Genomic DNA, 18,717 nt, shown 5'->3' on the forward strand with positions numbered 1-18,717 from the left:
TGCTCATTTGCTTCACTCTCAGGAAACAATGAGGGAGCGCCATAGGAGCTGGCGTGAGAACAACATGAAGAGAACAAATGACGAAGGAAGGATCAGGGCCTGGACAGGCTTGCCGCCGCGCCCTGCCCCGATCAGCGAGCCGCGGGCCTGGCTGGCGCGCGCGCATCAGGAACAGCTCGCCCTCTGCAGCATCCTCGAAGAAATCGCAGACAGCCTGCCGGTCGAAATCGACCGGCAGAAATGCGCCTATGCCGCCAAGATGCTGGAGCCGCTGATACGGGAACTGCATTCGGGCGAAGAAAGCGCGGTGTTCCGCTGGGTCGAACAACACTTCGGCGACAACCCGTCGATCGAAGCCACGCTCGCGCGCCTCAAATACGAGCATTGCGAGGACGAGTGCTTCGCCGAGGAGCTGACGGAAATGCTGGTGAAGCTCGGCGCCGCCGACGAGAGCGTCAATGCGGAGACCGCCGGCTACATGCTGCGCGGCTTCTTCACCAATCTGCGAAGGCATATCGGCTTCGAGCAGGAATGTCTTCGGACCCTGCTTCCGGACGACGCAGACATCAATTGAACGAACGGCGGCTCGACTGCATAATTCCTTAAATCGGATCCGATGTAAGGATAAAATTATGCAGCAAGTTTAAAGCGTTACAGCGCCCTTTGCGCGTCATATTTGACGCGCGGCGCTGTAAACGGCCGCCGTTTCGGTATTGCGATACAACCGACAGGGCTTCAGGCGGCGATGGCCCGGCGCCTGTCCGCATGCTCCTGGATCACCAGGATCGCGCCGATGAGCTTGCCACTGCTCGACATGCAGGGCGTCAGCCGACAGCGCACCACGACGGTTCGTCCGTCAACGGTCTTGGCGAAGGTATAGTCGACCACCTCGCCGGCAAAACAGCGGTCGAGATAGCTCTTCACGCGCAGTTCGAAGCGCTGGATGCCGATGAACTCGACGATATGCCGGCCGATGAGGTCCATCGGGCGGCTTTCGAGATGGTTGGCGTTGAGCGGATTGGTATAGAGATACCGATAGTCCGGCGTGATCACGGCGATGCGATCCGGGAAACTGTCGAGGATCGCCTCGTTGAGCAAGCCCTCATCCGCTCGCCCCTTATGCGGCAATACAGGCGTGCGCTCCAATCGCAACTCGGCGGCGTTGACCGCGCCCGTGGCTGCGAAATAGCGATTGATCAGCGACTGCAAAAGCTGCGAATGGCGCAGCACGCAGGAAATGTCGTCGGCCTCGACGCGCAGAATATCGATCAGAAACTGGAACTGAAGGCGGGCATCTTCGACGCTGACGGCCTTCTCATCATAGACCGACTTCAGAATAGGATCGAGTTCACGATCCAGAAGCCCGATCAGATGCTCGTCCGCTGTACGTACAGCATACTGCAATTGTGAATACTTGAACCAGAACAGCTCAATCAGTGCGTTCAATTCGAAACCCCAATTCCCCCACGGCCGAGGCCGCGCCGATGCACTTAAATGACAGGCTTTGATGGTGTAGACGCTGATCTAGGTTTTGACGGCTCCCCCACATCTCTAGCGAAAACCACGAGACTTTGGCCACCCAAAGCGCTTGCGGTCTGTTCCCCCGCGATACAACGGTGAGTTTACACTCATTGCCGCCCCGTTCAACATCAGAAAGGGAAGCTTGCGGTTTCGAAGCGCTTTCAGCCGCGCAAAGACGCCGATTTTCTCCAGCAAATGCAAAAGGAAAGCGCAAAAAAGGCGCTGCGCCCTGTGGCGGCAACGCCTTTTGCGGTTCGAGGAGAATCAGTCTTTCAGGTAGCGCTTGATGTGCCAGCGGTCGTGATACCACAACCATTGCCCGGGATATTCCCTGACCCAGTACTCGACCTTGTCGTTGAGAACCTGGGCCGTGGCGTTGACGTCGACGGCGCCATCGGGCCTGCGCGGGATGTCGATCGCCGGCTCCAGCTCCAGCCGGAAACGATTGCCGGGCAACCGGATGCAACGGGCGGGATAGACCTCGCAATTGAACTGGCGCACGAGCTTGGCCAGCAGCGGATTGGTCTGCACGTCCTGCCCGAAGAACTTGGTCTTCAGGCCCTTGCGGAACTTCTGGTCGACGAGCACGCCAACACCGTTGCCGCGCTCGAGCTGGCGCGCCAGTGCAAAGGACGAACCCGCATGCGACGGCACGAGGTTGCCCATGCGCTCCTTGCGGAACTCGAAGACCTTCTCGGCGACGTAAGGGTTGTTCGGTGGGCGGAAGAGCACCGTCACCTCCAGCCCGAAGGCGGAGCCTGCAACCGGGAGCATCTCGAAATTGCCGCTGTGGGCGGTAAAGACGATGAAGGGTCGCGGATTGTCGCGCAGCTCGAGAAAGAGCGGAACGCCCGAGACTTCGACGCGGCCGGGCGTGGTCGCCTCGGGATCGAAATCGAACAGCCGGTCGAGGAAGACATATTCGGCCGCCATGCGACCCATATTGCCCCAGCTCTCCATGGCAATCGCTTCAATCTCGGCCTCGCTCTTTTCGGGAAAGGCGTTGCGCAGATTGGTCAGCGTCAGTCGGTGCCGGCTGGTCTTCGGGCCGATGAAGCGGGCGGCCCGATCCATGAAGCGGATGGCGCCATCGGCAGGAAACAGCTTCAGGATCGTCAGAAGCAGGAAGACGAGTTGCGCAATCAGCCACTGCCGGAAATGATCCGCCGCCAGAACCAGCCGTGTGATCAGCATGCGCACGTGGATCAATCCATCTTCAGGATGATCTTGCCGAAGATCTGGCGCGATTCCATCCGCTCCAGCGCCCGGTCGATCTCGTCGAAGCCGACTTCAGTGTCGATCACCGGATGCACCAGACCGCGCGCCATCTTCTGCATGGCGTTGGCCATGTTCTCCATGCGGCAGCCGAAGGAGCCGAGCAGCTTCAGCTGCTGCTGGAAGAGCATCATCAGGTTCATGTCGGTCGACACACCGGAGGTCGAGCCGCAGGTGACCAGACGGCCTCCCCGCTTCATGCAGAGCATGGAGCCGGCCCAGGTGTCCTTGCCGACGTGTTCGAACACGACGTCGACGCCCTTCTTCTTGGTCAGCTTGCGCACGACGCCTTCAAAGCGGTCGGTGCGGTAATTGATGACGTGGTCGGCGCCAAGCGCCTTGGCCTTCTCGATCTTGTCGTCGGAGCCGACGGTGGTGATGACGGTGCAGCCGATCTTCTTGGCAAGCTGGATAGCCGCCGAGCCGATGCCGGAACCGCCGGCATGGACGAGAATGGTTTCGCCGGGCTCGAGCTTGGCGTTGTCGAACAGCATGTGCTCGACGGTACCGAAGGTGACCGGCGCAAGCGCTGCGGCAACGGCATCGATACCGGGAGGTGCCGGCACCAGCAGGCGGGCGGGAAGATTGATCTTTTCCTGCGCAAAACCGTCGAGATGGAAACCGTGCACGCCGCCCACATGTTCGCAGAGATTGTCGCGACCCTCGCGGCACGGACGGCAGAGGCCGCAGGTGCGCGCGCCGTAGATCGAAACGAGCTGGCCCGGCAGCACGCTCGCGACACCAGGACCGATGGCGTCGACGACGCCGGCCGCCTCGGCGCCGATGACGAGCGGCATCTTGCGCTTGGCAAAGGCCATGCCGCGCCAGCCCCACACATCGATATGGTTGAGGGCGACCGCCTTGACCCGGAGCGTCACTTCGCCCGGGCCTGGCGCTTCCGGCTCGGGAACGTCGGTGATTTCGAGCTTGCGGTCATCGAGCAGTTGCAGGGCGCGCATGATCTTTCCTCTGCCTTGAGCGGCATCATTTCGTCTGGATGTTCTGCTGCATGATTCCTTAAATCGGATCCGATTTAAGGGAATACTATTGCAGCAGGTCTAATGCGTTACAGCGTCCTTTGCGCGCCATACCTGACGCGCGGCGCTGTAGTCGCCGGCTTAGGCCGGCTCGGCGGTCATGACAAGGCTGGCGTTCTGTCCGCCGAAACCGAAGGAGTTCGACAGCACGGCAGAGACCTGCTGGCTGCGCTTCACGTTCGGCACGACGTCGAGCACGATGGCCGGGTCGGGATTTTGATAATTGATCGTCGGCGGCAAGGTGCCGGTCAGCATCGTCTGGATCGAGAACACCGCCTCGACTGCACCGGCAGCCGTCAGCGTGTGGCCGATCATCGACTTGTTCGACGAGACCGGGATCGACGGCAGGTGCTCGCCGAAGACGGCCGACATCGACAGATATTCCATCTTGTCGTTTTCCGGCGTCGAGGTGCCGTGGGCGTTGATGTAGCCGATGCCGCCTTCGTCGATGCCGGCGTCGGCAAGTGCTGCGCGGATCGTCGCGATCGCCGGGCCGCCATCAGGCGAGGAGCGCGTGCGGTGGAAAAGGTCGGCCTTCTCGCCGCAGCCCTTCAGGATGCCGTAGACGCGGGCGCCGCGGGCAACAGCAGCTTCGAGCGATTCCAGCACCAGGGTCGCTGCACCTTCGGCGATGACGAAGCCGTCACGGTCCTTGGTGAAGGGCTTGGAAGCCTTTTCCGGCGGGTCGTTCTGGGTCGACAGTGCCGACAGCAACGCAAAGCGGATCAGCGCCTCGGCGCTGACCGAACCGTCGGTCGCGACCGTCAGCGCACGATCGGTGCGCCCCTGGCGAATGGCTTCGACGCCGAGCTGGATTGCGGTTGCGCCCGAGGCGCAGGCCGTCGACAGCGTCACCGGCAGGCCGCGCGTGCCGAAGCGATCGGCCAGACGCTCAGAGATAGCGCCGAACAGCACGGCCTCGTGGAACACCGGATCGGCCTTCTCGCGCATCGCGGCAAGGAAACGATTATAGGCGTCGCCCGGCTGTGTCGACGGCGGCGACCGATCGGCCAGTTCGAAGCGCGCACTCCATTCCGGCTCGATCGGCGGGGCTGCAAGAAACAGCGGGCCATTGAAATCTCCGGAAAGGCCAGCCTGCGCCAGCGCCTCGAGCGTCGTCTCGCGCGCCATGGCATAGGAGCGCTCGACTGAGTTGGCCGCCGGAACCTCGATGAAATCGACCATGCCGGATATGCGCGTATTCAGGCCTTCAGTCGGGAAGCGGGTGATCTTGTGGATGCCGGAGACGCCACCGGTCAGCGCTGTCCAGTTGTCTTCGAGACCCTGGCCGAGCGAGGTGATGACGCCCATGCCGGTGACGGCGACGATCGGACGGCCGAGATGATCCTTGTAAGCGTTGCTCATCAATCGTTCCTCTTATTCGGCCGAAAGGACCGCGACGCCTTCGCCGCGTGAATGACCGATGGTCGTCACGACCGCCGTCCTGGCGCCCGCCGTCATCGGCTTTTCGAAGCTTGCATCAAAGGCGGGAACCTTGGCGCCATGGCCGAGCGCGAGTGCGGCAAGCGCGAGGCCCGCAGGAAACTGCGCTTCGATGCTGTGGCCGACGAGGCCGCCATAGGCGCGCACCGGCGCTTCGCCAAGCTTGGTTTGCAGAAACGCCTTTTCGCTGGCGACGAGATCATGGAAACCTGACGTGCCGGAGAACACCACCGTCTGTGCGGGATCGAGCTTTTCGGCCGGCTTTGCCAGGTCCGCAAGGCGGGCTTCCAGCTTGCCGTCCGTACGGCTGCCGCGGTCGCTGCCGATCGCGTCGATCGTGGCATAGATGCGGGCGCCGCGGGCTTCTGCATAATCACGCGATTCCAGCACCAGGAAGGCACCGACCGAGCCGAGGATCATGCCGCCGCCGTCTTCACGCTTGCGCGACCAGATCGGATGCCAGTCGCCAGTGGCCTGCCCCTGGATCGCCTCGATCATCAGCATGATGTCGAGACGCTCGGCGGAAAACGCACCGCCGACCAGTGTGTGCGTCGACTGTCCGGCCTTGATGCGGAAGAAGGCCGTTTCGATCGCCGAAATGCCGGCCGCCTCTTCGCCCATGAAGGTGCGCGAAGATCCCGTCACCTTGTGCACGATCGAGATATTGCCGGCGAGAAGGTTGGAAAGCTGGGCCAGGAACAGCGTCGGACGCAGTTCGGTGGTCAGCTTCTCGTTCAGCACCTGTTCGCGGTCGTTGCGCTTCAGCGCCTCGTCGACGATCAGCGAATCGACATTGATGTCGCGCTCGCCGCCGCCGGCCGCCACGATCATGTCCATGCTGCCGCAGGCGTCGAGATTGTCCTTGAGGCCGGCATCATCAAGCGCCAGGCCGGCTGCAAACACGCCGAGGCGCTGCCAGTTTTCCATCTGGCGCTGGTCGCCACGCTTGGCGATCTGCTGCGACCAGTCGATCTCCGGCAGCGGATGCACCGGATAGGGCTTGAACTTTTCGGTCTCGACACGCGTCACCGGCGGCTCGGCCGCGCTCAAAAGCACGACATGCGGCTCGACGCCGACACCCTGGCTCGTGACGATACCGACGCCGGTGATGACCACGTCGTTTGCGGATTTGCTCATCTTCACTTCTCCGAAGCGGCGTCTGCCGCAAGTGCCGCCATCAGGCCCACCTCGACGGCGCGCTTGCGCACGATATCGCCGAGCGGCACCTGATCGAACGGCATCGTTCTGAGTTTCAACTGTGCGTCACAGACCTTCTTGCCCGCAGACGTGATCTTCGCCTTGGTGACGGCGAAACCGGAACCGTCGTGCTCGAGAAAGGCTTCGATATCGAGTTCCGCCGACGGCTCGACGAAGGTCCGCATCTTGGCGCCATCGACCGACATCAGAAACGGCATTGCCGCAAAATTGGTCGCGGCCAGCACGAGAAAACCCGAAGCCTGTGCCATCGTCTCGATCAGAAGCACACCCGGCACCAGCGGATAGCCTGGGAAGTGGCCCTCGAATACCGGGCTCTTTTCGGGAACGACGGATCGCGCCGTCAGCCGGCCAGCCGAAAGATCGACCGTTTCGACACGATCGATCATCTGGAAGTATTCAAGGAGCATGGAGGCTCACCCCGTTTGGTTTCGGGCTCAAGTAAAAACGCCAATGCCGCCTGTCAAGCGCGGGGCGCGACCGGCGGCATTGGAAATCGAGTGAAAAGGCTTAAACCTTGGCCTCAGTCAGGCCTTGGCAGCCCGCAGCTCGTCGATCTTGGAGCAGAGGTTCTTGAGCACGAAGTATTCTTCGGTCGAAACCTTGCCTTCGTTGACTTCCTGCGTCCACTGTTCCAGCGGAATCTTGATGCCGAATTCCTTGTCGATCGCAAAGACGATGTCCAGGAAGTCCAGGCTGTCGATGCCGAGATCGTCGATCGTGTGGCTTTCCGCCGTAATCGTCTCGCGATCGATCTCGCTCGTTTCCGCGATGATGTCGGCAACCTTGTCGAATGTAGCTGTCACGCACATACCTCTTTACTATTTTATTCCGAGTCTCGGCGATCCTATAGGTAAATGCGCCGCAAAAGCCAATGGCCTTGATAGCAACGTCTGCGATTTGAAAAGCGGTGTTGCTAAACGGCGACCGAATGGCGTCCGCGCCCGGTTTGAAGATGGGCGTCGAAAACGGCCGCCACGGAACGTGCAAATGGCCGGCCGCGTTCGGTCAGCGTGAAGGTACCGTCCTCGATCGTCGTCAGCCCGTCCACATCCCGTGCGCGAAAGAGCTTTGCCTCCTCGACAACCGCCCCGGCGAGATCCGGAAACTCCGCCTTGATTCGTGAGAAGGAGAAAGCGAAGTCGCACATGATCGACGCGATCACTCGCGCCCGCAGACGGTCGTCAGGTGTCAGCCTATAGCCGCGCACCGCTGCCAGACCCGCGCTCTCCACCTGGCGCAGATATTCGCCGGTTGCCGGCATGTTCTGGACGTAGCCTTGACGGAACTGGCCGATCGCCGAGGCGCCGAGGCCGATCAGGGTTTCGGCGCCATCGCTGGTATAGCCCTGGAAATTCCGGCGCAGGCGCCCTTCCCGGCTGGCAATGGCCAGACTGTCGTCGGGCTTGGCGAAATGGTCGATGCCGATCGCCTCGTATCCGGCGGCAACAAGCATTTCAGCCGCCCGGCTCATCTGGGCAAAGCGCTCGACGATGCCGGGCAGGCTTTCGTCTGATATCATCGACTGGTGTTTCTTCATCCACGGCACATGAGCATAGCCGAAGAGCGCGATACGATCGGGCGCCAGCGACAGCACGGCGTCGATCGTGGCCTCCAGCGATGACAGGCTCTGATAGGGCAAGCCGTAGAGCACGTCGCAATTGACCGAACGCACGCCGCGCGCCCGCGAAGCCTCGATCGCGTCGCGCGTCTGCTCATAGGTCTGGATGCGGTTGATCGCCTTCTGCACGACGGGGTCAAAATCCTGGACGCCGAAGCTCGCCCGCGTCATGCCGATCGCTGCCAGCGCATCATGGCGCGCCTCGTCGAGGTCGTTCGGGTCCATCTCGACGCTGATTTCGCAGTCGCCGGAAAACTCGAAGTGACTGCCGAAGGCCTGCTTGAGCGCAATCAGGTCGTCCGGCCGCAGCAAGGTCGGTGATCCCCCACCCAGATGCAGCGCCGTGACCTTCGCCTGCCGGTCCCCCCGCCCGCCGATCGACGCGATCTCGCGATGCAGCCCGTTCAGGTAGCTCGCCACCGGCTCGTAGCGCAGCGTCTGCTTGGTGTGACAGGCACAGAACCAGCACAGCCGGTCGCAATAGGGCACATGGGCGTAAAGCGACAGCGCCTCACCCGGTCCGATGGCCTCAAGCCAGGACTCGTATTCGGCGCGGCCGACCGCCTCAGAGAAGTGCGGCGCGGTGGGGTAGCTGGTATAGCGCGGCACGGGGCTCGCATATTTCAGGATCAGCGCGTCGTCCATCGGTCTCTCCGTCAAGATGGCCAAGGCATAGGACGGATGGCAAAGCACGCCTTTGATTTTGATCAAGTTGCCGAATTAACACGTTAAAATTGACAATGCTCAATTCAGCATGAGACATTGTTTCGCGCTTCCGGAATTAGCACCTGTCAACTCTTGATTTAGCCGCCCTCATCCTCTTTGGTCTTTACGACAAACCCGGTGCAGGGAAGAAAGAATTGCAGATCGTGACCGAACAACGCCGCAAAGATATCCACAATTCGGACGTTCCAGCCGTCTGTGCCGCCTGCGAAGCGCGCCATGGCGGCGTTTGCGGCACGCTGAGCCCCAACCAGCTTCTCGACCTCAGCCGGCATTCGACCCGCCGCCGCGTCGAACCCGGCCGCGAGGTCGTCGGACAGGGCGAAATTTCGGACAGCTACGCCAACATCATCAGCGGCGTCGTCAAGCTCAGCAAGGTTCTTGCCGACGGGCGCCAGCAGATCGTCGGCCTGCAGTTCGCGCCCGATTTCATGGGGCGGCCCTTCACGCGCGAAAGCGCACTGACCGCGGAAGCGGCGATCGATACCGACATCTGTTCGTTCCCGCGCAATGTCATCGAGCGGCTCGTCGCCGAGGCGCCGGGGCTTGAACACCGCCTGCACGAACAGGCGCTGAAGGAACTGGACGAAGCGCGCGACTGGATGCTGACGCTCGGCCGCAAGACCGCGCAAGAAAAGGTGGCGAGTTTTCTCTATATCATCGCCACCCACATCGATCCGGAAAACGGTACGGCGACGGAGTTCGACCTGCCGCTGTCGCGCGCCGACATCGCCGATTATCTTGGCCTGACGATCGAGACCGTCAGCCGGCAGATCACCAAGCTGCGCAAGGACAATGTCATCCGCATCGAAAGCAGCCGCCGCGTCACCGTGCCCAGCATGGACCGGCTGCTGCACGTCGCCGGCATCGATTGAGCCCTACAGCGCCGCGCGTCTTATCAGACGCGCAAAGATCGCTGCAGCGCTTTGAATTGCTGCATGTTTTTGTCCTTAATCGGCTAAGATTTAAGGAAACATGCAGTAGCGTTCGGGGCCTCAGCGCGTGATGACGATCCGCGTGTTGCTCAACCCGTACTCGCGAGCAAGCGCGAAGAATTCCGCCGCATTGTTGGGATGCAGCCGCACACAGCCGTGCGAGGCCGGCCGGCCCAACCGCTTCACGTCATAGGTCGCGTGAACGGCATAGCCGCCGTTGAAGAATACCGCGTAAGGCATTGGCGCATCATCATATTTTCGCGAACGATGATTTCGCGAGAGCCACTTCGCCTTCCAACTTCCCTTTGGCGTGACATAGCCCTTGCGCGCCGTGGAAACCTTCCAGCGATACATCACCACGCCGTCCTGCTTCACGACCATCGTCTGGGAGGATAGGCTGATTTTGGCAACGAGGTTGGCGGCGCTCACAGGCTGAACGGGAAACTGCATCAGAGCGGCAATCAGCACAGTCAGGAATGCATGTCGCATGCTTCACTCCCCGCGTGCGAAACCTCGACTGCATGTCTCCGAGCTACCGAGAAGATCGTGCAGCAGGTTTCTGGCCTCGCCGCGCTGCTTGTGCGTCATGCCTAAGCAGCGCTGCGTCAGGTGGAACCAAACGCCCGCAGAGAATAACTGGTCCACAATGATATTAGTTTAATACACATGGAACGCAAAGTCTTAACGCCAAGATCAACTTGCCGTGGATACCCGGTAGCGGCCAATCAAATCATGGCGATCAGAAGAACAACCAGAGTCATCGCCGAACAGGCGCCATAGAATACAGCGATGCCGGCATCGATGTCTTCGCTCTCGGCAACCGAACGACCGGGAGCATTGATCATCGGTTCACTGACTTTAACGCCGCCATAGACCCGGGGGCCTGCAAGCTGCAGGTCCAACGCACCGGCCATCGCCGCTTCCGGCCAGCCGGAATTGGGAGAGCGGTGCAGGCCGTGGTCGCGCAGCGCCACCCCGATCGCCTCGGCAGCGGCACGGCGGCCACGGTGCAGCAAGGCGCCGGCGGCGATGAGGAGAATGGATAGCCTTGCCGCCGGCAGGTTGGCGACGTCGTCGAGCCGGGCCGAGGCCCAGCCGAAATTGAGGTATTCCGGTGATTTGTGGCCGATCATCGAATCGGCGGTGTTCAGCATCTTGTAGGCGAGCAGGCCCGGAAGACCGGCAACCGCATACCAGAAGGCGGGGGCCACCACCCCGTCGGAAAAGTTCTCGGAAAGGCTCTCGATCGCGGCGCGGCAGACACCAGGCGCATCGAGCGTGTTCGGATCGCGCCCGACGATCATCGACACTGCAGTGCGCCCACCTTCCAGCCCATCCCGCTGCAAGCCTTCGGCAACACGCCGGACGTGATCGCCAAGGCTCTTTTGTGCGAGGAACACCGCCACGACCGCAGCCTCGAGCAGATAGCCGAGCAGCCCCATCACGCCGAACAATCGATGCAGGACGAACCCGACGACGACGCTTAGCAGCAGCAGCAGGCCGATCATCACCACACCACGAAGCTTCAATGCCTTTGCATCGAGGGTGCCATGCTTGTTGAGCGCCCCATCCAAGAACGCAATCGCCTTGCCGAAGAACACCACGGGATGCGGCAGCCGCGACCAGAGCCAGTCCGGATCGCCGACGACGCGATCAATCAACAGGGCGGCCACAAGAATGAGAAGGATCTCGCTTGACACTCAGCACTCCCCGGGGCGTAACACGTCCCCGCGGCGGAACACGTCCCCGCGGCGCAGGGCGCCCGCCTGGCGCAGTGCGTCAGCCAACCGTTTGTCAGCTTCTGCGTCGGGCGCAAGCCCGATCCTCAGCCAGCGGGGGTCGTAGTCGAATTTGCGCGTCAGGATCCGTGCCTCGCAGAGATGACGGTGCAAGGCGCCGGCATCGGGATGTTCCACCAGCACGAACAGGCCGGTTCCACCGATGCGTTTGAGACCGGCATGGTCAAGGACCGCATCGAGGCCGGCGCGGCGCTCGAGAATGCTCGCGGCAATGGCCCCTGTATCAGCGGACATCAACGCCGTGGAAATCACCAGTGCCGGCCCGGACACTGCCCAGGGGCCGAGCCATTCGCGAAATGCATCGAGCACGGCGTTGCTTGCCACGACGAAGCCGAGGCGCAGGCCGGCCAGACCGAAGAATTTCCCGAAGGAGCGGAAAACGATGAGACTGTCGTCGGCACCCACATGGCCGGCGACGCTGAAGTCCGGCTCCAGATCGCCGAAGGCCTCGTCGACGACAAGCACACCGCCATTCGCCTTCATCGTCGCGGCCATCGCCAGGATTTCTGCTGGCTGGAAGGCGCGGCCGGTCGGGTTGTTCGGATTGACCACCACAGCAAGGCCGTGATCGGGCCCAAGGTCCGCGGCCCGCTCCACCCGATCGACGGCGAAACCGGCCGCCGTCAGCACCCGGGCATATTCGCCATAGGTCGGACCGAAGACGGCGACGCGGCGACCAGTCGGAACAAGGCGCGGCAACAGCTGGATCACCGACTGGGTGCCCGGGACAGGCAAGGGCTGGATGCCGTTGGTCCTGTAGTAGCTGGCGGCAGCCGCACGCGCACTATCGATCGTCAGCTTGTCGGGCAACCTGTGCCAGGCCCGTTGCGGCACCGGCGGCAGTTCGACGGGGCGCGGATTGATGCCGGTCGACAGGTCGAGCCAGTCCTCGAAACGGCCGCCGAAGCGGGCGGCGGCCTCGGTGATCCCGCCGCCATGCACGATCGGCGCGCTCATGGCCGACCCGCAATGTCGATGAGATGCATGAAGGAGCCGGCGACATGGCCACGTCTCAACCCCGCCTGCCCCAGATCGACGCCGGCGGCATCGCTGACGGAAAACAGCCGGTCGGCAGCCCCTTCAGAGACGATGGTCGCGTAGTGGAATTCGTGCGCCGTCATGGGTCCATCGAAGAACGTGTTGTCGAGAGGCACGACACGGCGATAGCCGAGGTGCCGCCTGCGCTCGGCAAAACTGGTGGTGAGCGGCAGCAGGCCGAGCATTTCGTAGCGCGCACCATCGGCCGCGACAAGCCCCTCGCCCAGCACCATATAGCCGCCGCACTCGCCAAAAATCCGCGCGCCGCGCTTCGCCGCCGCAGCCATGCCCGATCGGAAGCCTGCTGCCGCCTGCATGCGCCCGGCATGAAGTTCGGGATAGCCTCCCGGCAGATAGACCGCATCGGCCGCCGCGTCGGGGCCTTCATCGGTTAGGGGCGAAAAGAAGGAGATTTCCGCCCCGGCTCTACGCCAGCCGAACAGCAGGTGTTCGTAGCAGAAGGCAAAGGCCACATCGCGCGCCACGGCGATATGCTGGCCGAGCGGCTTGAACCTGATGACCTCGGCCATCGCCCGCTCCCCCCTCGAAAGCGCGGAGGCAGCGCGGATCGCGTCGAGATCGCAGGTTGCCTCGACACGATCCGCCGCATAGTCGATGAAGGTCTCGAGCGTGCCATGTTCGCCGGCCTGCACCAGGCCGAGGTGCCGCTCGGGCAGCTTCAGGGCACTATCCTGCCGCAACACGCCGAAGACAGGCATGCCGACACGCGTCAGCGCATCGCGCAGCATCATCTCGTGGCGGTCGCTTCCGACCTTGTTGAGAACGACGCCGGCAACCCGGATATCGCCCCTGTGATCGGCGTAGCCGCGCACGAGTGCCGCCACCGAATGGGACATGCGGGCGCAGTCGACCACCAGGATGACGGCAAGATCGAGGGCCGCGGCGAGATCGGCCGGCGTGCCGCTGCCATCGGCAGCACCATCATGCAGGCCCATCATCGCCTCGACGACGAGCGTGCGCCGATCGCCGGCGTGCGCTGCGTTTGCCGCCAGAAGCGCGGGGCGCATGGCCCACGGGTCATAGTTGAGGCAAGGTTCGCCGCTTGCGGCGGTGTGAAAAGCCGGATCGATATAGTCCGGGCCCGCCTTGCCCGGCGCGATCGCCATGCCGCGCCGCCGCATGGCGCGCATCAGGCCGAGCGTCACCGTGGTCTTGCCGGAGCCCGAACAGGGCGCGGCGATCAGCAATCCGCTCATGCAGGATCCCTGAGCTCGCGGCTTGCGAAGGGATCGGCCACAAGCTGCCGCCCGCCGAGCGCCCCGATCCAGTCGAGCGATGCCCGCAGCCGCACGACCTCACCGACGACGACGATCGCCGGTGGCTGCAGGCCGGAAGCGATCACGTCGGCTTCGGCGCGCGCCAGCGTCGTTTCGAGCACTGTCTGCTCCGCCGTCGCCGCGTTGCAGACAAAGGCGACCGGCTCCTCCGGCGAACGTCCGCCGGCAATGAGATTGGCGGCGATGACGCCGATATGCTTCATTGCCATGTACATGACGATCACGGACGAGCCCGAGGCAATGCCCTGCCAGTTGATCCGGTCCGGCACCAGGCCGGAAGAATCGTGCCCGGGGAGGAACGTGACGGCGTGGTTGCCCTCGCGGTGGGTGCCCGGAAGGCCGGCATAGGCAGGCCCGCCGATCCCCGCGGTAATGCCCGGCACGATGCGGAACGGGATGCGGTTTTCGACCAGCGTCAGCGCCTCCCCGCCGCCGCGCCCGAAGACGAAGGGATCGCCGCCCTTCAGACGCAGGACGCGCTGGCCGGCGCGCGCCAGCTCCTCGAGCCGCAGCGAAATATCGCGTTGCTTCGGCGATGGCTTGCCGCCGCGCTTTCCTGCAAATTCCAGCGCAGCACCGGGCCGGGCGAGCTTCAGGCAATCCTCGTTGACCAGCGCGTCGTGCACGATGACATCGGCCTGCCGCAGCGCATTGGCAGCATGCAGCGTCAAAAGGCCAGGGTCGCCGGGACCCGCGCCGACAAGCCAGACGGTGCCGGGTTCAAGCTCGGGCAGGCCGGAAAAGATCGTGTCGCTCATGCCGTGTCTCCCGCCATTCGCATAAGGGCCGCCGCGGAACTGCGTTGGCAACAAGCGGATTCAGATTCGCAGCAATTCCGCATAGACATTTGAAATAGTTGGCACATTTTTGCCATATGATGATCCGGTGGATGGCTCATGGCGCAGCCGTCGCCAAAGTTGCCGGCTTGCTTGCCGGGCGGTGTTCGGCCGGTCCGGCAATTGCCACTGTTGCATGCGACGAGGTGATCTTGGCAACGAGCAGCACGCTTGCCGAGCCCGCGCCGACGAGAGCGGCGCCCTCGGCAACGCCGTGGCAACCGGTATGGGCAAAGACGATCGCCGACGGGTTCTGCAGCCGGGGCGCCGCGGCCTCAAGCGTCGCCGCATCGAAGAACCGCGCCTCGACGGAAAAATGCTCGGCGGCGGCATGGATCGCCGGCTCGCCGCGCCTTGCATCGAGCGAGGCGACGAAGCCGATATCGGCTTTGTCAGCGCCCGCCTGCACCAACGCCGTCTCGGCAAGGGTGATCACCTCTTCGGCCGGCGTGCCGCGCTCGCAGCCAAGACCGAGGACAAGTGGCCCCGGCGGTCGCTCCGCTATGCTGGATGATATCATGGTCGACCTCGGCCCCCTCGCGGCAATCCACACGAAGCGCCGCCCTGGCTCGAATATCCCGGGTCGGTCTGGACAGCACCGGCTGAAGGCCCCCTGAATGGGTCGGCCGCACCGGACGCTCTTTCAGTCCGCCTGAAGCGGACGCCGTCGCACATCTGTCATTTTTACCGGAGGCAACTGCAAGGGTCAAACCGGATTGCGGCATCGCCGTGTCGCTATTCACGAAATCATCCGGATCGACCGGCCGGACGACCGATGCGCCTGGAAACGCCGCGACACCCCGAAAACAAGGGCTTTGCATTTCCTCTTGCGCTCTGACACAAGGCGTTGACGCTCTCCTGCAATCGTTTCCCCCAGAGTCCTCCCGTGCCAGATCTCGCCCTTCACCTGCTCGTCTTCCTGTTCTTTGCTGCCTTCCTTGCCGGCTTCATTGATTCGATCGCCGGCGGCGGCGGTATGGTGACCATTCCGGCGATGCTGTTGGCCGGCATTCCGCCGCTGCAAACGCTCGGCACGAACAAGCTGCAGTCGCTGTTCGGCTCGGCTTCCGCGAGCCTCACCTATGCCCGCCACGGGCATGTGAACCTGAAGGCGCAGCTGCCGATGGCGCTGATGTCGGCGCTCGGCTCCGTCTTCGGAGCGCTGCTGGCGACCGTCGTGCCTGGTGACGTGCTGAAGGCTGTCCTGCCCTTTCTGCTGATCGCCATCGCGCTCTACTTCGCGCTGAAGCCGAATATCGGCGACATCGACCTGCATCGCCGGATCACGCCTTTCATGTTCGGCCTGACCTTCGTCCCGGTCATCGGCTTTTACGACGGTGTCTTCGGTCCGGGCACCGGTTCGTTCTTCATGCTCGGCTTCGTCACGCTTGCCGGCTTCGGCATCCTCAAGGCGACGGCGCACACCAAGTTCCTGAACTTCGGCTCGAATGTCGGCGCCTTCGCCGTCTTCCTGTTCTTCGGCGCCGTTCTGTGGAAAATCGGCCTGATGATGGGCGTCGGCCAGTTCCTCGGCGCCCAGGTCGGCTCGCGCTACGCGATGGCGAAAGGCGCCAAGATCATCAAGCCGCTGCTGGTCATCGTCTCGATCGCGCTTGCCCTGCGCTTGCTGGCCGACCCGACGCATCCGCTCAGAGTCTGGCTGGGGCTCTGAGGCCAAGCGCAGCTTCGCGCTGTCTGTCTTTGCTGCAGAGCGCGGAGACGATCGGCGCGATGGCTGATCGCGATCGAACAACGCACCCGCAATGGAGCGGCCGGCTAGCTTCAGCATCCCTTGCGTTTAGTTGTTTCGTAAGCGAATGTTTGCTGACTTAAAGTTGAGGAACCTCGATGGCAGACACAATGAACGGATGGGGTTTTTGGGCGGTCGTTGTGCAATCTGTATCCTCGTTGGCATGGCCTGGCGCTGTAGTAGGATGCATATGGATACTGCGCGATGATATCCGGAAACTGCTGCCGGCGATGTATCTCAAGCACGGCGAAACCGAGATAGGTGTCCGACAGATTGTAGATCAGGTTCAAGTGCACGAAGCGCAAAAGGTTAGCGAACTCACGCCGAGTCGACCTCCATCAACATCAACAGAGGACCTTTCGCTCCTATCGGATAATCAACTGCGTATTAGAGTTGAAGATTGCGCATTGCAAATGCGTGAACTCGAGCAAAAGTTTCGGGCCAACAGGTCGCACAGAAATATTGGCTCCAGAAGCTGGGAGGAAGAGACCCAGAAACTATTAGAAGAGTCGGACCGACAGCGGCACGAGTGGCAAACAACCTTACAACCCGTTGCCATAGCCCTCAGAGATGAGCTTCTGAGGCGCACATCCAGGAATGGGGATACTTCCTCCAGTTACGACAAAATGACCACTGCCGCCACGTTTGAGCACGGCATGCTGGCAGGCGTCTCACCACTTGGCGAGGCAGCCCTTTATCTGGAGAAATTAGCAAGAGATCTTGGGCGTCAGGATAGCTGAACCTCCGCCACTGGCATGAAAGCGACCACCCTACCGCATAGACGGCGGTCATTGGGTGGTCGCGGACCTTGAAGTGCTCTCATAGTCGAAACCCCTGGAGCCGCCACACAGTGCGCAAGACAGCTCTTACAGTCGTATCAACCTTGGTCGTGGCCTTGGGCGCACCTCAGGCCCATGCCATCGACGGGAAGGTGTTGTGGGACTGGTGTCGTAGGGGAGACACGGAGATGCTCACCTATGTCTCGGGTGTGGTCGATACGCTGCTGGAGGTCCGCGGCGGCGAGGTTGACAACCGTGCCTGTGTGACAGGGGGTACTCCCCGGAGGGACGTCGAAATCCTCACCTGCGCCTATCTGGAGAACAACCCAGAAGCTCGGCAATATCGTGGGGCCATGGCGGTCATCGGTGCACGGCAGCAGAGCTACTGCCCTGAGTGAGTGGCTACAGCTGATGAGGCTGGCGATCTCTACGCCGACTTGAAGAGTGCAGGATTAACTATTTGCGCACGTATACGTTGCTCTAATTGCCTTGATCGGTAAAACCCAGACGGGCAATGATTTGGGGCAATCATGATTACTTTGGCGCGCTGGGCCACGCTGTTGATCCTTCTTGCCGCCCCGCTACTGTGGTGGGCAAAGCCGGGGATTGGGGACAGACAAGAACGGCTCAACCGCAATCCTAATTCGCGGATCTGATAGCGGGGTACTTCTGCTCGACAGCCCGAAGGCTTATTGCGAGAGGTTCGGAACTCCCGGCTACTATTGCGAATGTGTTGTCGCCGATCGTATGGCCGGGGCGACAGTTATAGGCTTTCCTTTCAGCCAGTCTCTGCATGACGTGACACTGACTAAGCGCTACCAGAACTAGACGTGATCACGACCACCCTACCGCATAGACAGCGGCCATTGAGTGGTTGCCCCCACTTCCAAGCTACATCTAAAACGCGAGAACGAGCAGCGAACATCCACAGGACATACCGCGCATTTCTACTCCGGATTAGCTCGTGGGAAGCAGGAACAAATTGAGATGAATCCCCATGAAAAAAGGCCGGGGCGAAACCGCACCGACCTTCCTCATCATCGCTTACCAAACCAGTGCCAGTACATCCGTGGTCAAAAGTCTAAAGCGATGAGGCATTTGCGAGCGGCGAAACTTTCAGCGCTCATAGCAATGCCGATGAGGGGTATATAGTGGCCCAATGTGTTCGAAACAAGTACTGGTCACACCTTAAAGCTCTCCGTAACCATTCCGAGTGTTTGCACGCGGTCGCGCTGTCGAACTACGACACCTGCCGTATGTCGTTGGCTCGATGCTCGTTCTAGGCCAAGTCTCCCGCACTCTGGCGGGAGGTTCGAACCTAGCATTACAGTTGCATTCTAGTTTTGAGATGAGCTCGTCGAGCGGCCGCCTGATGGGCGCGTCTCCAGCATGACCATGCGATGACGTAAGCGGGGCTTATGCGACGCTGAGCAAGCCTGATGGCGAT

The 18,717-nt window shown here is 62.0% G+C and carries 19 protein-coding genes; 5 read left to right on the plus strand and 14 right to left on the minus strand.

Going from position 1 to position 18,717, the window contains the following annotated elements:
• Nucleotides 1–64 precede the first annotated feature (64 nt).
• Entirely contained in the window at nt 65–574 is a 510-nt protein-coding gene (locus tag AC244_RS26405; protein WP_053251795.1) for a hemerythrin domain-containing protein, read from the plus strand.
• Nucleotides 575–735: 161 nt separating this feature from the next.
• On the opposite strand, the gene AC244_RS26410 is transcribed toward AC244_RS26405, so the two are convergent.
• From AC244_RS26410 to hemN, 8 genes are all read right to left on the minus strand, one after another.
• Nucleotides 736–1,446 (minus strand): PAS domain-containing protein, encoded by a 711-nt coding sequence (locus AC244_RS26410; RefSeq protein WP_053251796.1) that lies wholly within the window; start codon nt 1,444–1,446, stop codon nt 736–738.
• Nucleotides 1,447–1,785: 339 nt separating this feature from the next.
• Nucleotides 1,786–2,715 carry a lipid A biosynthesis lauroyl acyltransferase gene (locus AC244_RS26415; RefSeq protein WP_053251818.1) on the minus strand — a complete coding sequence of 310 codons (930 nt, stop codon included), beginning with the start codon at nt 2,713–2,715 and terminating at the stop codon, nt 1,786–1,788.
• Between the two features lie 11 nt (nt 2,716–2,726).
• Nucleotides 2,727–3,755, minus strand: coding sequence for a zinc-binding dehydrogenase (locus AC244_RS26420; RefSeq protein WP_053251797.1), 1,029 nt, complete (start codon nt 3,753–3,755; stop codon nt 2,727–2,729).
• A 159-nt stretch (nt 3,756–3,914) separates the two neighbouring features.
• Complete coding sequence (locus tag AC244_RS26425; RefSeq protein ID WP_053251798.1) at nt 3,915–5,198, minus strand: beta-ketoacyl-ACP synthase; 1,284 nt, start codon at nt 5,196–5,198, stop codon at nt 3,915–3,917.
• Between the two features lie 12 nt (nt 5,199–5,210).
• Nucleotides 5,211–6,413 carry a beta-ketoacyl-ACP synthase gene (locus AC244_RS26430; protein ID WP_053251799.1) on the minus strand — a complete coding sequence of 401 codons (1,203 nt, stop codon included), beginning with the start codon at nt 6,411–6,413 and terminating at the stop codon, nt 5,211–5,213.
• A 2-nt stretch (nt 6,414–6,415) separates the two neighbouring features.
• A complete protein-coding gene (locus tag AC244_RS26435) occupies nt 6,416–6,901 on the minus strand; it encodes a 3-hydroxyacyl-ACP dehydratase FabZ family protein (protein ID WP_053251800.1) in 486 nt (161 codons plus the stop codon).
• A gap of 117 nt (nt 6,902–7,018) precedes the next feature.
• Nucleotides 7,019–7,303 (minus strand): acyl carrier protein, encoded by a 285-nt coding sequence (locus AC244_RS26440; protein WP_152976112.1) that lies wholly within the window; start codon nt 7,301–7,303, stop codon nt 7,019–7,021.
• Between the two features lie 104 nt (nt 7,304–7,407).
• On the minus strand, nt 7,408–8,757 hold the full coding sequence (gene hemN / locus AC244_RS26445) for an oxygen-independent coproporphyrinogen III oxidase (protein ID WP_053251820.1): 1,350 nt from the start codon (nt 8,755–8,757) through the stop codon (nt 7,408–7,410).
• Between the two features lie 215 nt (nt 8,758–8,972).
• On the opposite strand from hemN, the gene AC244_RS26450 reads away from it, so the two are divergent.
• Nucleotides 8,973–9,710 (plus strand): Crp/Fnr family transcriptional regulator, encoded by a 738-nt coding sequence (locus AC244_RS26450; RefSeq protein WP_053251801.1) that lies wholly within the window; start codon nt 8,973–8,975, stop codon nt 9,708–9,710.
• A gap of 120 nt (nt 9,711–9,830) precedes the next feature.
• On the opposite strand, the gene AC244_RS26455 is transcribed toward AC244_RS26450, so the two are convergent.
• The 6 genes from AC244_RS26455 to AC244_RS26480 all read right to left on the minus strand — a co-directional run bounded on the left by AC244_RS26455 (nt 9,831) and on the right by AC244_RS26480 (nt 15,261).
• Complete coding sequence (locus AC244_RS26455) at nt 9,831–10,220, minus strand: L,D-transpeptidase (RefSeq protein WP_234717037.1); 390 nt, start codon at nt 10,218–10,220, stop codon at nt 9,831–9,833.
• A gap of 275 nt (nt 10,221–10,495) precedes the next feature.
• Nucleotides 10,496–11,470: an adenosylcobinamide-phosphate synthase CbiB gene (gene cbiB / locus AC244_RS26460; RefSeq protein WP_053251803.1), complete on the minus strand. Its 975-nt coding sequence runs from the start codon at nt 11,468–11,470 to the stop codon at nt 10,496–10,498.
• A complete protein-coding gene (gene cobD / locus AC244_RS26465; protein WP_053251804.1) occupies nt 11,471–12,526 on the minus strand; it encodes a threonine-phosphate decarboxylase CobD in 1,056 nt (351 codons plus the stop codon).
• Nucleotides 12,523–13,824 (minus strand): cobyrinate a,c-diamide synthase, encoded by a 1,302-nt coding sequence (locus tag AC244_RS26470; RefSeq protein WP_053251805.1) that lies wholly within the window; start codon nt 13,822–13,824, stop codon nt 12,523–12,525. Before AC244_RS26470 ends, cobD begins: the two co-directional genes overlap by 4 nt.
• The gene (gene cobA / locus AC244_RS26475; protein ID WP_053251806.1) at nt 13,821–14,663 is read right to left on the minus strand and encodes a uroporphyrinogen-III C-methyltransferase; all 843 of its coding nucleotides are present in this window, start codon (nt 14,661–14,663) and stop codon (nt 13,821–13,823) included. The genes AC244_RS26470 and cobA overlap by 4 nt, the downstream gene beginning before the upstream one ends.
• A 136-nt stretch (nt 14,664–14,799) precedes the next feature.
• Nucleotides 14,800–15,261, minus strand: coding sequence for a cobalamin biosynthesis protein (locus AC244_RS26480; RefSeq protein ID WP_053251807.1), 462 nt, complete (start codon nt 15,259–15,261; stop codon nt 14,800–14,802).
• Between the two features lie 366 nt (nt 15,262–15,627).
• Here AC244_RS26480 and AC244_RS26485 point away from each other — a divergent pair, with 366 nt between their 5' ends.
• From AC244_RS26485 to AC244_RS26495, 3 genes are all read left to right on the plus strand, one after another.
• Nucleotides 15,628–16,413, plus strand: a complete 786-nt coding sequence (locus AC244_RS26485; RefSeq protein WP_053251808.1) for a TSUP family transporter — start codon at nt 15,628–15,630, stop codon at nt 16,411–16,413.
• A gap of 176 nt (nt 16,414–16,589) precedes the next feature.
• Nucleotides 16,590–17,231 carry a hypothetical protein gene (locus tag AC244_RS26490; RefSeq protein WP_152976114.1) on the plus strand — a complete coding sequence of 214 codons (642 nt, stop codon included), beginning with the start codon at nt 16,590–16,592 and terminating at the stop codon, nt 17,229–17,231.
• A 191-nt stretch (nt 17,232–17,422) separates the two neighbouring features.
• Complete coding sequence (locus AC244_RS26495; RefSeq protein ID WP_321166233.1) at nt 17,423–17,668, plus strand: Rap1a/Tai family immunity protein; 246 nt, start codon at nt 17,423–17,425, stop codon at nt 17,666–17,668.
• Nucleotides 17,669–18,717: the final 1,049 nt, after the last annotated feature.

The sequence above is a fragment of the Ensifer adhaerens genome (assembly GCF_001270265.1).
In the GTDB taxonomy this organism is placed as follows: Bacteria; Pseudomonadota; Alphaproteobacteria; order Rhizobiales; family Rhizobiaceae; genus Ensifer; species Ensifer adhaerens_B.

Coding starts and splice junctions, on each gene's coding strand:
- AC244_RS26425 (WP_053251798.1), bottom strand. CDS start 5,198: ATGAGCAACGCTTACAAGGATCATCTCGGCCGTCCGATCGTCGCCGTC.
- hemN (WP_053251820.1), bottom strand. CDS start 8,757: ATGGACGACGCGCTGATCCTGAAATATGCGAGCCCCGTGCCGCGCTAT.
- AC244_RS26405 (WP_053251795.1), top strand. CDS start 65: ATGAAGAGAACAAATGACGAAGGAAGGATCAGGGCCTGGACAGGCTTG.
- AC244_RS26420 (WP_053251797.1), bottom strand. CDS start 3,755: ATGCGCGCCCTGCAACTGCTCGATGACCGCAAGCTCGAAATCACCGAC.
- cobD (WP_053251804.1), bottom strand. CDS start 12,526: ATGAGCGCGCCGATCGTGCATGGCGGCGGGATCACCGAGGCCGCCGCC.
- AC244_RS26430 (WP_053251799.1), bottom strand. CDS start 6,413: ATGAGCAAATCCGCAAACGACGTGGTCATCACCGGCGTCGGTATCGTC.
- cobA (WP_053251806.1), bottom strand. CDS start 14,663: ATGAGCGACACGATCTTTTCCGGCCTGCCCGAGCTTGAACCCGGCACC.
- AC244_RS26440 (WP_152976112.1), bottom strand. CDS start 7,303: ATGTGCGTGACAGCTACATTCGACAAGGTTGCCGACATCATCGCGGAA.
- AC244_RS26415 (WP_053251818.1), bottom strand. CDS start 2,715: ATGCTGATCACACGGCTGGTTCTGGCGGCGGATCATTTCCGGCAGTGG.
- AC244_RS26455 (WP_234717037.1), bottom strand. CDS start 10,220: ATGCAGTTTCCCGTTCAGCCTGTGAGCGCCGCCAACCTCGTTGCCAAA.
- AC244_RS26490 (WP_152976114.1), top strand. CDS start 16,590: ATGGCAGACACAATGAACGGATGGGGTTTTTGGGCGGTCGTTGTGCAA.
- AC244_RS26470 (WP_053251805.1), bottom strand. CDS start 13,824: ATGAGCGGATTGCTGATCGCCGCGCCCTGTTCGGGCTCCGGCAAGACC.
- AC244_RS26435 (WP_053251800.1), bottom strand. CDS start 6,901: ATGCTCCTTGAATACTTCCAGATGATCGATCGTGTCGAAACGGTCGAT.
- AC244_RS26480 (WP_053251807.1), bottom strand. CDS start 15,261: ATGATATCATCCAGCATAGCGGAGCGACCGCCGGGGCCACTTGTCCTC.